At 60.5% G+C, this 15,060-nt stretch carries 12 protein-coding genes; 8 read left to right on the forward strand and 4 right to left on the reverse strand.

Going from position 1 to position 15,060, the window contains the following annotated elements; genetic code table 11:
- Positions 1 to 547 (reverse strand): sigma-70 family RNA polymerase sigma factor (locus ACUXUR_RS26370; protein ID WP_445505318.1); only part of this gene is annotated, 547 nt, incomplete at its 3' end.
- A gap of 139 nt (positions 548 to 686) precedes the next feature.
- On the opposite strand from ACUXUR_RS26370, the gene ACUXUR_RS26375 reads away from it, so the two are divergent.
- The 8 genes from ACUXUR_RS26375 to ACUXUR_RS26410 all read left to right on the forward strand — a co-directional run bounded on the left by ACUXUR_RS26375 (position 687) and on the right by ACUXUR_RS26410 (position 11,413).
- A complete protein-coding gene (locus ACUXUR_RS26375) occupies positions 687 to 3,038 on the forward strand; it encodes a PQQ-dependent sugar dehydrogenase family protein (RefSeq protein ID WP_445505319.1) in 2,352 nt (783 codons plus the stop codon).
- Positions 3,039 to 3,414: 376 nt separating this feature from the next.
- Positions 3,415 to 5,172, forward strand: coding sequence for a type I secretion system permease/ATPase (locus ACUXUR_RS26380; RefSeq protein ID WP_445505320.1), 1,758 nt, complete (start codon positions 3,415 to 3,417; stop codon positions 5,170 to 5,172).
- Positions 5,169 to 6,479: an HlyD family type I secretion periplasmic adaptor subunit gene (locus ACUXUR_RS26385; protein WP_445505321.1), complete on the forward strand. Its 1,311-nt coding sequence runs from the start codon at positions 5,169 to 5,171 to the stop codon at positions 6,477 to 6,479. The genes ACUXUR_RS26380 and ACUXUR_RS26385 overlap by 4 nt, the downstream gene beginning before the upstream one ends.
- Positions 6,480 to 6,500: 21 nt before the next feature.
- On the forward strand, positions 6,501 to 6,806 hold the full coding sequence (locus ACUXUR_RS26390; RefSeq protein WP_445505322.1) for a patatin-like phospholipase family protein: 306 nt from the start codon (positions 6,501 to 6,503) through the stop codon (positions 6,804 to 6,806).
- 565 nt (positions 6,807 to 7,371) lie between these two features.
- Entirely contained in the window at positions 7,372 to 8,427 is a 1,056-nt protein-coding gene (locus tag ACUXUR_RS26395; RefSeq protein ID WP_445505323.1) for a TAXI family TRAP transporter solute-binding subunit, read from the forward strand.
- A gap of 46 nt (positions 8,428 to 8,473) precedes the next feature.
- A complete protein-coding gene (locus ACUXUR_RS26400) occupies positions 8,474 to 8,926 on the forward strand; it encodes a DUF5602 domain-containing protein (RefSeq protein ID WP_445505324.1) in 453 nt (150 codons plus the stop codon).
- 70 nt (positions 8,927 to 8,996) lie between these two features.
- Entirely contained in the window at positions 8,997 to 10,154 is a 1,158-nt protein-coding gene (locus ACUXUR_RS26405) for an RlpA-like double-psi beta-barrel domain-containing protein (RefSeq protein WP_445505325.1), read from the forward strand.
- A 923-nt stretch (positions 10,155 to 11,077) separates the two neighbouring features.
- A complete protein-coding gene (locus ACUXUR_RS26410) occupies positions 11,078 to 11,413 on the forward strand; it encodes a hypothetical protein (protein WP_445505326.1) in 336 nt (111 codons plus the stop codon).
- 79 nt (positions 11,414 to 11,492) lie between these two features.
- On the opposite strand, the gene ACUXUR_RS26415 is transcribed toward ACUXUR_RS26410, so the two are convergent.
- The 3 genes from ACUXUR_RS26415 to ACUXUR_RS26425 form a co-directional block, all read right to left on the reverse strand.
- Positions 11,493 to 12,197, reverse strand: coding sequence for a LuxR C-terminal-related transcriptional regulator (locus ACUXUR_RS26415; protein ID WP_445505327.1), 705 nt, complete (start codon positions 12,195 to 12,197; stop codon positions 11,493 to 11,495).
- Positions 12,198 to 12,770: 573 nt separating this feature from the next.
- Entirely contained in the window at positions 12,771 to 12,992 is a 222-nt protein-coding gene (locus tag ACUXUR_RS26420) for a hypothetical protein (protein ID WP_445505328.1), read from the reverse strand.
- 1,616 nt (positions 12,993 to 14,608) lie between these two features.
- Entirely contained in the window at positions 14,609 to 14,944 is a 336-nt protein-coding gene (locus ACUXUR_RS26425; protein ID WP_445505329.1) for a hypothetical protein, read from the reverse strand.
- Between the last annotated feature and the right edge of the window lie 116 nt (positions 14,945 to 15,060).

A 15,060-nucleotide genomic window follows, 5' to 3' on the forward strand; every position in this document is an offset into this window, starting at 1 on the left:
CAACAACTGACGTTCCTGATTGATAGATTCGTCGGATGGCGCACTTGGGAATGGCGGAAAGGGTGAGTTCGTCCGCCTTCGATACAAAGTGCAGCCGAAGCGAACGCTCAAGAAGCACCACGCGTCTTGCCTTGCCCGATGCAACCTGGCTCCAAGCTGCGGTCCTGTCCGGATCGAGCTCGGACGCGAGATCCGACATGATGGCGGCATCCGGCCGTTCGATCTTGTCGAGAGTATCCCGCGGCGGCATGGCGCTTGCTCGTTGGCGACAGTCCACCGCCTTGTTCACGACAATGCGCGTCAGCCAAGTCGCCAAGCTCGCATCCGCACGGAATTTTGCGAGGTTTCGGAACGCGCTCAGATAAGCCTCCTGCATCACGTCCTCGGCGTCAGCATCGTCCCGGACGATCGCCCATGCGACACGATAGAGCCGTTGGTTGTAGCGACGGACGATCAGGCGCAGCGCAGACTCGCTTTCCTTGCGCGAGAGGCGCACGAGTTCGGCATTGGCAAGCAACTCCAGCTCAGATGCGGGTTGCTCTGGCATGTCCATTAGACAGGGAAATGAACCGAAAGGTTCCTGACTATTTTGCACCACAGACAGGGGATGCTGTTATGGTTAGGGTGACACCTTGTGGCCCTACTGTGGTGGTGCTGTGGCTTTCCTCTTCTCCAAGGAGGCAGCGATGGCATATGGCACCTTCATCCAACCCAGTGTACAGCCCCAGCAGCCCCAGCCAGAAGGAACGGCCGCCGTCCCGACTGAGGCGGCCACCGCTACTGACGCGTCTCAGTCGAATGCCGGTGGTACCGTCAGCGGTAGTAACGTCAATGTCCCCGAAGGCTTTTCCCTGCAACCTCTCGCAACCGGCCTAAACTTCCCGACCGCGATTGCTTTTTCAGAAGATCAAACTCAGGTCTGGGTCAGTGAGTCTGGAGCCCTTCCCGGCACGCTCCCCCAGATCGTGCAGCTCAATTCGGGCGGGCAGGTGACCCCCGTTCTCTCGGGCGACGAACTTCCCGAAGGGGTTCTGGCCGGCCCCATTACCGATGTCACCTTCCATGATGGCGAGGTCTGGCTCACACACCGGCAGACCGGCGCCAACGGCTGGCTGGTGGGTGCGATCTCGAAATTCGATCCGGCGGATCCGGCCGGCACCTTCACCACGGTGCTGACGAACTTGCCCTCTGCCGGCGATCACTACGCAGAGGAAATCCTGTTCGACGAATCAGGTCGCGCGTATTTCGCGCAAGGCACGGCGACCAACTCGAGCGTTGTCGGGCCTGACAACGAACTCGTGAGTGGCTGGCTGACGCAATTCCCGGGTTTTCACGACTTCCCCGCGCAGGATGTCGTGCTGAACGGCACGGAATTCCATGCCCCAGTTGCCGTGCCTGGGCTCAATCCTGAGAACCAAGTCACGGCCCCCTTCATGCCATTTGGCTCGGGGCCGGTCGCGCCCGGCACCGTCGTGCCAGCAGCCACCCCCGACACGCCACAGGAGGGGATCATTGCAGGCAATGGGGCCATCTACTCGTTTGACCCCACCGCTGACGATGCTGCCTCCACCCTGACGCTTGAGGCCTGGGGCTTGCGCAATCCCTTCGGCATCGGCTTCGATCCGGAGGATCCCAATACCCTGTTCTCGACCAATAACGGAGCCGATATCCGGTCGGCGCAGCTGGATGGAGAACTGAGGGTCGTGGAGTCACGCCCGATTGCGAACGACGCCGATGACCTGTTCACCCTTAAAGTGGGCGGGACAGCGGAGTTCTTCGGATGGCCGGATTTCTTCCACGATCCCGAGACCGGCGCCGTGCTGCCGGTCACTGATCCTCTGTTTGCTCAAGGTGAGCTGCCGATCCCTCCTCCTGGCTTCGTTCTGGATGAGAACTTCCGCAACGGTCTGGCGGTCGAATCCGCATTCACGCAGTTCGACGACATCCACGGTTCATACAACAAGTTCGACTTCTCGACGGACCCTCAATTCGGTTCGGTGGGAGATCTCTTCGTCGCGGCAACTGGTTCGCTCGTGCCCATTACCGGGGCGCAGGAGTTCGTCGGGTATGAGGTGGACCAGGTTGATCGCGCAACCGGAGAGTCGAGCGACTTCATCACTCAAGTCGCCAACACGCCCGAGAACATTTTCGACCCGAATGGCTTCAACAAGCCAATCGACGTCAAATTCCAGGATGGCACCATGTTCATCGTGGATTTCGGGGTGTACGAGCCGGGGCTCGATCTGGCGGAACCCGGCACCGGAAAGGTGTGGACCGTCACTCCAACTGCTCCTGAGCCACCTGACAATGAGGGGACGGATCTTCTCGCCAAGGCATTCACGTCTCTGGTCGGGGAAGGGCTCGATCTGTTACGGCCCTATCAGCTTAACCCGGAGGGGACCGGCCCAGCGGCACCAGAGTCGCAGGCAGTCCTGGAGGCGGCGGAGCAGACCGACACCTTTGCCGCCCTGCTCACGCCGGCGAACGACTCCGGTGTTCTGGGCGCTGCACTCGTTCACTTCGATGAGGAGCAAGGCGATGTGACCATTGCCGTCAGGGCGAGCGGGTTGACGCCGAACGAGGTGCATCCGCAGCACATCCACGGCTTCGAGGACGATCGCCCGTCGCTGGTTCCGACAATCGCCCTCGATCAGGATCACGACGGCTTCGTCGAGGGGCCGGAGGCCGGGCCAGTCTATGGCCCTGTGCTTCTTGCCGCGACGGCATCCGGTGAGGTCTCGCGGGAGGCCGTGTCGGAGGACTTCCCACGCGCGGATGAGAACGGCAATCTGACCTTTGTCCAGACCTACGACTTTGATCTGAATAACGCTGACGATGCTGCCATCTTCCAGGAACTTCAGGACCGGGTTGTCGGCCGTCTGTTCCAGATCCACGGCCTCGAACTGGCACCCGGCGAGGGAGCAGGCACGGACTTCGAGGTGAATGGCTCGGGCGGCTATATCGCGGAGCTGGGCGTTGCCAACGGCGCTCTGCTGCCGCTGCCGATTGGCCCGCTGGACGACGGGCTGCTGGCATGAGGCGCAGCATTTTCTCTCGGGCGCTTGGCCGCTACCTCAGGCCGTAAGCATGTGGTGGCGGCTTCGCTCGGGGGGCCTTCATCCCGGACGAAGCGAGCCCTACAAAGGGACGCGATGTCACAAACGGCCAGCAACAGGTCATAGGGGCGAACGACACGAGACGTGCGCCAGCGATGGGACGACTGCAGACGGTGAACCGGGCGTGATGATGGAGGTTGGCCCCGGCAATGCTGATTTGGACAGGCGTACGTATTCCCGCGCAACGAGTGTGTCCCAGGTTGCGTAGGGAAACGCATCTGGGCACTACGTTAGCGCCTCAAGCCTCATCGGGGCATCTGGCAACCTCGAGGGCTGTACTGCTTGGAGGAGATTGGACATGGCCCGCTCGCTCTCCAGCACCACCTCATTGGGCCGACCGGCCGAGTTGTCCGCCACATGGCGCGCCTGCCATGGTGCCATTCTCGGAATCGCCCTGATCAGCGCTTTGGTGAACGTGCTCTACCTGACAGGCTCGTTCTTCATGTTGGAAGTCTATGACCGGGTACTTCCGAGCCGGAGCGTTCCGACACTCCTTGGTCTCGGCGCGCTGGCACTCGGCCTTTACCTGTTTCAGGGCATCCTGGATCTCGTGCGGGCCCGGGTTCTCGTTCGGCTTGGCGCCTGGCTCGACGAGGCGCTCGGCCCACGGGTTTACGACATCATGATCCGGGGACCGCTCAAAACCAAATCCAGTGGCGATGGTCTGCAGCCGCTGCGAGATCTCGACCAAATACGCGCCTTCCTCTCCGGGCTCGGCCCGACGGCGCTATTCGATCTGCCCTGGATGCCAGTCTATCTCGGAATCTGCTATCTGTTCCATCCGCTGATCGGCCTGACGGCGCTTGGCGGCGCGCTGGTTCTGGTGACCCTTACTGTCTTGGCCGACGTGCTGACGCGCTCTCCGGCCCAACAGGCCGCAGCTCATATGGCCCGGCGCAACGCGCTCGCCGAAGCGAGCCGGCGCAATGCCGAAGTGCTGCGGGCAATGGGCATGACCGCGTCCCTCGCCGGATTGTGGGAGCAGGCGAGTGCCGCCTGTCTGGCGAGCCAGCAACGCACTGCCGATATCGGCGGAAGCCTCGGCACCATCTCCAAGGTGCTGCGCTTGATCCTGCAATCGGCGGTGCTCGGGGTCGGCGCCTACCTGGTGATTCATCAGGAAGCGACCGCCGGCATCATCATCGCCGGCTCGATCCTGACCGCACGGGCACTGGCGCCGGTGGAACTCGCCATTGCGCACTGGAAAGGGTTCGTGGCGGCCCGCCAGAGCTGGAAGCGCCTCGGCCAATGGGCGGCCTTGTTCGCTCAGCCGGAGCCAAGGCTGGCGCTTCCGCCGCCCTGCAAGTCCCTCTCGGTTGAGGCTATCGCAGTGCAGCCCCCTGGCGAGCGGAGGCTGATCGTGCAAGGCGCATCCTTCGACCTGAAAGCAGGCCAAGCCCTCGGCATTATCGGCGCGAGCGCTGCTGGCAAATCGTCGCTCGTGCGCGCGGTGGTCGGTGTTTGGGCGCCGGCGAGCGGCACCGTGCGGCTTGACGGCGCCGCGATCGAGCACTGGATGCCCGAGTTCCTCGGCCGGCACATCGGCTACTTGCCGCAGGACGTGGAGCTGTTCGCCGGGACGGTGGCGCAGAACATCGCTCGCTTCGAGCCCAATCCCGACGCCGAAGCGATTATAACCGCAGCCGAAGCCGCCGGGATCCATGAGCTCATCCTCCAGTTGCCCGACGGCTATGACACGCCGATTGGCGAGGGCGCCACTTATCTGTCCGCGGGCCAACGGCAACGAGTCGCTTTGGCGCGGGCCTTGTACCGTGACCCTTTCCTGGTCGTTCTGGACGAGCCGAACTCCAATCTCGATCAGGAGGGTGATCAGGCGCTCAGGCGCGCGATCATGGGCGTGCGGGAGCGGGGCGGCATCGCCATCGTGGTCGCCCACCGCACTAGTGCACTCGCCGCCGTCGACCAGCTGCTCATCATGGCCGAGGGCCGCGTGCAGGCGCTCGGGGCCAGGGACGAGGTTTTGAGTAAGTTCGTGGAGCGGAAGCCGCTCCGGTCGGTACCTCTCAAGGCGATGATCAAGAGCGCCCTCCCATGACTCCCGTCATCAGAAACCGGGCCCTCCCTTCCATTCACCGTCATCTTGGTGTCGGCATGGTTGCCGCGGTCATTCTGGTCGGCGGTGTCGGGGGCTGGGCGTCCACGACCGAACTCGCGGGCGCCGTGATCGCGCCGGGCACCCTTGTCGTCGACTCGAACGTGAAGAAGGTGCAGCACCCGTCCGGCGGCGTCATCGGCGAGCTGCGCGTCCGCGAGGGCGATCCTGTCAAGGCCGGCGAGGTTCTCGTGCGCCTCGATGAGACGGTCACGCGGGCGAACCTCACGATCATCGTCAAGGACCTGGACGAGCTTGCGGCCAAGCAGGCCCGGCTCGAGGCGGAGCGCGACGGCGAAGAGCGCGTGAGCTTTCCTGAGATACTTGCGATGCGCGCCGCCGATCCGGCTGTCGCGGCGGTGCTGACCGGAGAGCGCAAGCTGTTCGCATTGCGCCATGCCGCCCGTGCAGGCCAGAAGGCACAGTTGAACGAGCGGATCGGTCAGCTGCAGGAGCAGATCCAGGGCATGACCGAACAGGTTGACGCCAAGAACCGCGAGATCGAGCTGATCAGCGAGGAACTCGAGGGCGTGCGCGAGCTGTGGCACAAAAAGCTCATTCCTATTGTCCGGGTCACGGCGCTTGAGCGCGATAAGGCGCGCCTTCACGGTGAACGAGGGGCTCTGATCTCCTCCATTGCACAAGCCAAGGGCAAGATCAGTGAGACGGCGCTGCAGATCCTGCAGATCGATCAGGACCTGCGAAGCGACGTGAGCAAGGAGCTGGCTGAGATCCGGGCCAAGACCTCAGAGCTGGTGGAAAAGCGGGTCGCGGCCGAAGATCAACTCAAGCGCATCGACATCCGCGCGCCGCAGGATGGGCGGGTGCACCAGCTTTCCGTGCATACGGTGGGTGGCGTGATCAGCCCTGGCGACCCAATCATGTTGATTGTGCCCGGAGCCGACCCGCTGCTAGTCGAGGCCCGAATTGCTCCGCAGGACATCGACCAGGTCCGGGTCGGGCAACAGGTTCTGCTCCGCTTCCCGGCCTTCAATCTGCGCACCACACCCGAGTTGCATGGAGAAGTGATCCGCGTTGCGGCCGATGTCAGCCAGGACCCGAAGACGGGAGCAGCGTTCTACACCGTACGGGTGAGCTTGCCGGACCATGAGGTCGCCCGCCTCGGCAGCCTGAAGCTCGTACCGGGCATGCCGATTGAGGCATTTGTGCACACTGGAGAGCGCACTGCTCTCTCGTATCTGGTCAAGCCGCTCTCGGATCAGATCATGAAGGCATGGCGGGAGCGGTAACCGTGTGCGACGGTCCACTCCGTGGCTGTTCCCGACGGTGCCCATGAGGCGACGAGCTTTTACGAAACCAAGCTCCTGAAGAGCACGCTCAAGCGGCTGGTCGACTTCGAGCGGATCAATACGGGCGCGATGCGCTTCCGCGCCGACGCCGCGAGCGTGCGCACCGGCGACTGCGTGTATTTCGATAACACGATTCACGCGACCGGCCCTGAGTACGCGATGGCCAGTGACTTGCTGCCACCCGGCTTCCCGGCCGGGAAGATCGAGGGCGAATACTACTGGGACGGCGGCTTATCCCGAACATGCCGCTGCAAATGGCCGCCATGATCGTTCAAAGGCATGAAGGGAGTACATGTGAAATCCCTTTGCTGGTCTGCCTTGGGTCATACCTTCACATTCGGCCGCTCAACGAACATCGGCCCTTAAGCGCTAAAGCGGGCCAAGCTCTTTGGTTCGGGGAGTGCCAACAACTGACGTTCCAGCCTGTTGTATACAGCAAAGTTCATGTTGCTTAGCACGGGCGAAATCGGTGGAGCAGGTTTCGCCTTTTGACAGGCAGCCACTCCACGCGATCGGTTGTTTCGCGGACTCAAAAAGGCAGTCGAAACGCCTTAGCCATTGCTCAGATGCCGGCTCAAGTAGTCCTTGAGGATAGGAGAAGAACGCAGGGTTTCGTGTTACGGTTTGGCCTTCTGCCTTCTCATAGGATCGCTCCTGGTCAATCCAGCCTACAACAACCTAAGAACTCGGGATGTTTAGGCACCACGCACAGGAGGCCAACATGGTTCCTGGTAGGACATCCTGGCTTCGGAAGGGCCGAGTAGCAGTCGCGCTTTTTCTGGCAGGACTGATTTCACCGCCGGCTCTGGCACAAACTGCACCTGCAGCCCCCTTGATCAAACCGACCGCACCGACTCGGGCACCGACCCGGGATGTGAACACGGTTGGAATTGTCGCCGGCGGCGCGGAAGCGAGCGCGCTCCCGTTCATCAATGAAATTGCAACGCTCCTGTCGCGCGGGCAGGAGACCGGCCCGAGCGGAGAGTTGGCCTTGCGCGTCCTTCCGATTGTCGGCCGTGGCGGGATTCACGATCTGCGTGACGTGCTCTCCCTGCCGGGCGTCGATATGGGGATCATCCCGGAGCACCTGCTTGCGCGTGCCAAAGAGAGCCAAGAGTTCGGCGATCTCAGCAGCAAGCTCGTTTACATCACAAAGCTCTTCAACGAGGAGCTTCATATCATCGCTCGGACCGATATCCGCCAACTCTCTGATCTCGCCGGAAAGCCCGTCAACCTCGGAGACTACGGCGGGAGCGTCGAGGACATCGCGCGGAACCTCTTCACAGCTCTTGGCCTCAGCGTGTCCGAGGTGCATCTGGGACAGGATGAGGCGCTGGAAGAGATGCGGCAAGGAAGGGTTGCGGCAACCGCCGTTCTGGCCCCGAAGCCGGCGGCCTTTGTCGAGCGGCTCAGACGTGACAGTGGATTTCACCTGATCCCACTCCCCTACCCCACCAACCCAATCCTCTCTCTGCCGACAGCACTCCGGCATGAAGATTACCCGGCCCTCATCCCGGCGGGTGAGAGTGTCGAGACAGTTGCCATCGGGACAGTCCTGATGGCCTATAACTGGCCCGAGAAGAGCAGCCGCTATCGATTGCTGGACACCTTCGTCGATGCCTTCTTCTCAAAGTTCTCCGAGTTCCAGGCGACCTCACGACACCAGAAGTGGCAGGAGGTCAATCTCGCGGCTGCCGTTCCGGGCTGGAAGCGGTTCAAGCCGGCTGAGCGGTGGCTTCAGAATGCGCAGGTCGGGCACCCAGGCAGCACCGGCTCAATGTCGCCACCTGCTGTGACCGGGAGGCCTCCCTCGACAAGACAGGAGGTCGAGACCCAGCGCCTGTTCGAGGAATTTCTACAATGGCGCGAACGACAAGGAAGGCGCTGAAGGGGCTTTCACGCCATGAGGCGTAACAAGATCGAGGGCCAGAGCCATGAGAAAGCAACTCATTGCCGTGAGTGCATTGGCCATTTCTACGGTTTCGGCCGTGGAAGCGCAGACCTCCGCGCCACCGCAGAGGATCGCGAGGACGGCTGCCGCACAAACACCTCTGGGACCTCCTCCACCTGGATTCAAGAAGGTCAGTAATCTTGTGAAACTGCCCAACTTCATGCCAGGGCTGGGGGTGCTGTATGTTCGGCCTGAAACACTACCCGCAGGACCGTTTCTCGCCTATGACCGACGCGGACGGCGCGTAAGCACAATCTACATGATCCCGGTTGAGGACATTCAAAACCAGAAAAACTTCAACCTGGCTGGGTTTGCAGGCCGAAATGACCATGTGGACTTGTATTACAATAACGGGCATCCTGGTGTGGAGATGCCCCATTATCATGTCGTCATCTGGCACGTGAACAAGGCTGGCGAGGCACGAGTGGCAAAGTAGTGCCCGACTGATGTGAGCCGATTGTCAGCTATTGCATGATGCTACAGGCAGACATCACTGAGGATCCCTGATGTCATATCCGCTGGACAAGAGGGCCTTGCAGTCGTTTCGCATCGCCGTTCTCACGATTGCCGGATTGGGAGTTGGCTGGGCAACAGAATCCGCCGCCTCCCCCGAGGATGAGATCGCCCGGCTCGACCGGGTTCGGGCCAATCTCTTCGAAGAACTTGTGAAGGCACGGGCCGAGGCCGCTGCGATTCGTGCGGAGGTGGAAGCAGCGATCAGGGCGCGCGATGCCGCGAGGGCAGAGCTTGCGCGTCTGAAACAGAAGGCTGCCTCGACCAAGCCAGCAAGGTCAGCACCGGCCAGCCAAGTCGCCCATGGGCAGCAGCAGCTGGCTCCAGCCGACACTTCCACGGCATCGCAGGCTCAGGACACCATAATGTCCACGGGACTGCTGGTCGGCAGCGGTCGCGCCGTCTGGTATCAGAGCCCTGGCCGCACCGCCAGTGGCGAGGTGTACAACCCAGACGGGCTGACCGCGGCCCACCGGACCCTGCCTTTCGGAACCTCGGTCCGTGTCGCTAATAAAGCGAACGGTCGTTCGATCATCCTGCGCATCAATGATCGAATTAACACACGGGAGCAGCCCAAGCCGAGCTATGTGATCAGTTTGTCTCGGGGAAGTGCCCGTGCCCTGGGCATTGAGAGTGTCGGCTCCGTTGACGTATACCAACTGCCCTCGGCCACCCGGTCGCCGGACGTAGATGTGGTCGAGATCCGGATCCATGGCAGCCCCGATGGCTCCCATGCCTGGTTCGATCCAGTTGGTGTTCTTGTGCAGCCAGGCCAGACCGTCCGCTGGATCAACCTCGATCCTGTCTACCGGCACACCACGACTGCGTATCATCCGAAGAACTCCGGCCACTCCCTCGGGATTCCGAACGAAGCTGAGCCCTGGAACTCGGATTACCTGCAGCCGAATGAAACCTTCTCGATCCGCCTTACAGAAGTGGGAGCGTACGACTACTTCTGCATCCCGCATGAGAAGGGCGGGATGGTGGGCCGCATCGTTGTCGGGCGTCCAGTCGGACCAACCGGGCAGCTTGTTGGAAATGCCTCGCTTGGACCGGCGGTGAGGGCCACGGTGAAGCCAGCTCAGCTGTCCTTACCATCTGTTGAGGAGATTGTCCGGCTGGGTGTGATCCACGCACATACAGCCCCCTAGCCTTGTTCCGAAATGGACCGCCCGTGCCGTCCGGCGGTTGGACGGCACGCCCCAGCATGGGGATCTACGCCACACCCGCAGCTCTGCCTCAGCCCATGGCACCTTAGGCACCAAGATTATTTCCACCTTAACGAGGTCGCAGCCTGCATCCGAGCCTATCGTCTGCGCCGCCAGTTATCGGCACCCGTCCATGACATATCGCTAATCCGGGCCGAATTGGTGGAACCGTTTCGGTGTCCCACGAAGGCTTAAGAACAACGTTCGCAACACCGGGGTCATCGGTCCATGAGGCAGAGCGGCTTCGGGCCTGTGAGCCCTGCACCGCGTCTACTGCTGAATAAACGCGTGGTCCTTTTTGTGCGCAATGCCATTTGCTCACGACATGATTGATGGGGCGTTCGTATCTGCGCTGAAGGTCTCTTCTGGGTCAAATCCGGTCCATCGGCATGCCTATGTGAAGGTCAGCTCATCGCGCACTTGCAGACATTCGTCTGCCCAGCGCAAAGGGAGTCGAGCCACTTGAGGGCTGTCCGAACTTCGTCTGCTGTTACCCATGGCGTTACCCGGACGAAAAGATGGCGCGGGTCTGCAGAGACAGGAAAGCCATAAAACCCTTGCCGGTATAGGGTTTAGAGTGGTGAGCGCGCTGGGACTCGAACCCAGGACCCTCTGATTAAAAGTCAGAGGGTCCTCTCTGTTCCATGACTGGCCAACAGGTTTGTGCTCTTCGATGGAATCCTCGTCGCTGTCCCGGGGCAAAAAGATCCCTATGTCCAATATAGCGGCCCGCTCCTTACCAAGATGCGTATTGGACAGGCCTGCGAGCTGACCTAACGTGCCGTGTGGCCTTCAGTGCGTGGGCCTCTCCCCAGGAGTGCGTCGCCTTCGGGTTGATCTACGGCGCCGTACAAGCCCATGGGAGGATGGACGTTCCCCTGCCACCCGGACCGAACTTCTTCCTCTTCGGCGACCCCGTCCAGTGCGAGCCCAGCCTCCGGGCGGCCGTCTTCGGGTCCGTGACCGTCACCAAAATCCCGCAGGTCTGGCGGGTAACGTCGCTGGATGCGCCCCTCGACATGATTATGAAAGGCACCGTCCGGGCTGCCGCCCTGCTCCGGGCGCAGACGCCGGCGGCCTTGGTGGCCATCCGCGAAGCGGTGCGCCAGGGCGTCGCGGCTTACGCACGGGACGGAGCGTTTGAGTTGATGATGCCGGCTGTTGTGGCCGCCGCCGAGAAGCCTAAACCAATGCGCCTGTGAAAATGCAACTGGGTAATTCGCAGAGTGAGAATTACGGAATTGGCCTGCCCCATGTAGATGATCGGTGTGTGATGTTAATTCAGGGTTGGTTTGGACCTGCCCCCAGATCTGCGTCCCCTCTCGCCGGCAGGTGCGTCGTAGCCCACATCGCCGCCTGAGTGCGATTAGCGGCTCCAATTTTTCTCAGGATCGCTTTGACATGAACTTTGACCGTAGCTTCCGCCACATCGAGCTTGCGGGCAATGATCTTGTTAGGCGCCCCCTGCGTCAGGCACATCAGGATCTCGGCCTCACGAGTTGAGAGTGTCCGTGCTTTGGGATCGGATGGCTCCAGCCCCAGGCACAGGCTGATCTCGTGACGCTCGGGCGTCGCATTCAGCACGCTTCGGTCAAGCAGCGCAGCAATCAGCGCCGCGGGCAGAATGGCCTCTCCAAGCATCACCAGTTCAAGGGTCTTGATCAAAACGTCACCGCTGACTGCTGACGAACAGAAACCGTCCAGGCCAGCATCACGTCCGAGCCGCACGAAGTTGAGATCGAACGCCTCTGCAACCACGACAACCCGCGTCGCAGGATGGTGGCTCTTCAGGTTCCTTACAGTTTCAATGACCTGCTCTGCGGCGTCATTGCCATCGATAATGAAAAGATCAGGTGTGAGCTCGCAGCAACGCGAAAGTGAGATCTCATCGGATGCTATGCCGGAGATGGCAAAGCAGGTATCCGCCAAGAGATGCTTCAGCCCGATGCCGATCAAAGGGTTCCGGCAGAACAGAATGGTGGTCACCTCTCGAGAGGACCGTGAGAGCGCCCCTTCAGAAGGACGGGAGGTGATAGAGTTGATGACTTGTGCTGACATTGGCTGCCCCTCCTGAGGTAGATCCCTTGATCTGCATTATCTTCCTATCAGAGACGCAAGGAGCCGATTTGGGCAAGCCATAGGCCAAGTAGTCTACCACTTGGTGGGTAGACTTTACCCCTAAAGAGCTGCCAGAGAGTAACGCTTTCTTAAGGTTTCCGGCCCTGTAAGAGCATCGAGAGGTGATCTGGCTCCATCAAGATCGACTGAACGCCTCGTACAGGCGGGGGTAGGCTCAGAGGCGCCTGATGCTGGAGCGGATTGAGCCAAAGACAGGTCCCTGCTGTTCTGGAAGCCACGAACTGTTCGGTTCCCGACAAGGCGGAGGATACATGCAAAACGCAAGAAACCTGCAGTTTGCCAACTCCGCGCTGAAGCTAAGATTCTGAGCGGCTTTTTCCAACCTGCCTTGTGACAGAGAGGCAAAGAAGAACTGAGAGCAGCGCAGCCGAACGTGAATGGATCAGCGGCGCTGCCTCCGAAAATCGATTACTACAGGGTTCAGGCGACCTTGGAGAGTTCAATGGGCCCCGCTAAGCTCGCAACCGAGTAGAGTGCTTCTGCCAGATTTCGTTCGCGGTGTTGATACAAGAGAGTTATGGCCTCACGAGCGTACAGACGAAACTCTTCCTTGAGAGTTTCGGGCGCGTTTTCCCACATCTCATCATCATCGTGTGCCGCGTCATAGAAGGCACGCGCGACATGCTCAATCTGGTAGATCATTTTGCCCCCGCTTCTAGCGTTCATTGCGTCTGCCCGGTGCTTATGGCGTGCGAGCGCCAACTGAATATTTTGCGTGATCGATCTCACGATTCAGGATAAATGCATCAGGTGCCAGCAAGCTAGGCGGTAGGCAATCGATTTGGCTACGCTCTCAAAGGTGGTACCCCTTAAGGATAATTTTGGTGACCGACGACAGATTTCCTTGGGCAGCTCTTAAGATGACGAGCGAAAGCGAATGTACCACCGCCCTAGCCTTCGCAGACAGCCTTGCGCCAGCGTCCATTGATATAAGAGTTCTTCCGCGGACTTGGAGCCATTGGGATGAACAATGGAATATCGCTCCGGCGAGCGCTTTCGTCGCAATCTGAAAGGGCGGATTGCATATGACGAGAACCGCCCGGCTGTCGACTGTCTCATGCGGGGCCTCTCGACCGCCGCAGCCCGGCTCGTGTTCCAGATCCCGCCGCGATCCCGCTGGAATTCAACCAACCGGAGTTTGATCTCAAGATCCCTCAGGAAGGGACATCGGCCAAGGTTCGGCTGATCTGGACCACCGGGGATGAATACGAGGTTATGTTTACCGACTAGCCGATCCAGGTTAGCGCCGCACTGGCTCGGCCTCATCTCTAGTATTGAACGCCGTGACCTTCTCCCGCCGGTATTTGCCAGTCTGGTTCCCATAGGCGCACCAAGCGTTCGGTCCCGAACAGATCCTTCTCGGTATCAGCAAGTAGAAGCGCCGGATGCCATGCCCCGGGTTGATCCGGTGCAGTACCAGACGGTGCTTAAGTCACATGGTCTGGTTTTATCCACCGATTAGGAGCGGCAGCACGCCTCGTCTATACCACTGCCGTTCGGCCTCTTAGTTATCGATGGTTTTGTTAGGCGCTCTAAGACTGTGGCGCTGGGGCACTGTAGTGCTGAAGGAGAGATTCAAAGAGCATGGCATTGAAGAGGTGCCGCGTCTACCGCCACCAGCATCTCCATCGCAACCGCTCGTGCCTAGCAGAGACCCGCAGAGCCGTAAGGATCAGATAAAGCAAGGCGAAGTGCCTCCGGTGCCATGCCTGGTGAGGTAACAAGGAAGGCAGTCCATCCGTGCCTGTCCCTGCCCCCTCCGGCCATCGGCCGCGCAGCCGGATCTACTGGCCTTCGATGGAGGGGGCTACGACGGCGCTCATTCCTCGAAACACCAACCTAGGCTCACTCCGCCCATTGAGCGGAGAAGGATAGAGCCGCAGATGACGCACTGGTATTCAGCCTCGCGTCCAATATCGGCTACGGAATTCCTGATATCCAGTTTATCTCTCACCCATTCCAAGGTGTCGTGCGGCCTCTCTTCTTTCTTGTTCCTCTTTCTTGTTCCGCGCAACAAGCTTCCGGCAGTCTTCACACGGCTTGGGATCGGCCATGGCGGGCACTCTCGTTTCGGCTATGCAAGAGAAGCCTCGATTTTAGGCTTTATCTTGACCGACAACTTGCCACATTGGGCCGGTTACAAGAGTCACAAAGCCTTGTACCCGCCAAATCACTGAAGCCGGATGGCAGTTGGCGGCCCAGAATAGGCTGAACCCTCTCACTCCTCGCAGCGGAGACAGACGAGTGCGCTCATACATCTAAGGTGCTGGATCAACACAGTTATCATCTTGGATGTCGTAAAAGCTGATGCGGACTTTACCAATATGCTGGGTCGGATCGGCCGCAGCGCCCAAGCCAACGAGCACATTCATCTCGCCCACGAGACATTCGGCACTGTCTGCCCGTCTGAGCCGGACTTGGCGATGCCGCACTCGCGCCTCGAACTCGTTGAGCAGGAATAGGGTTTTTGGGTCCACGTCGATGTCAATGCGGCCACAGCGTTTGCCATCTGCGCCGGTGGTGAACTGAATGCCCTGCAGCAACTGCTGGAGCTCTGGCGGCCATTCAACGATGGGGTTCTGGCTCAGTGGCATAGGTGACCCCGGTGCTTGGACAATCCTTCAGCAAGACAGGCTTCAGCTATCTAAGCGAACGCCACGCTTAGCGGTTCCATAAATGATGGAGTGGACGGCGCCTGCTCCCGGCAGCG

It is taken from the genome of Microvirga medicaginis (genome assembly GCF_052658925.1).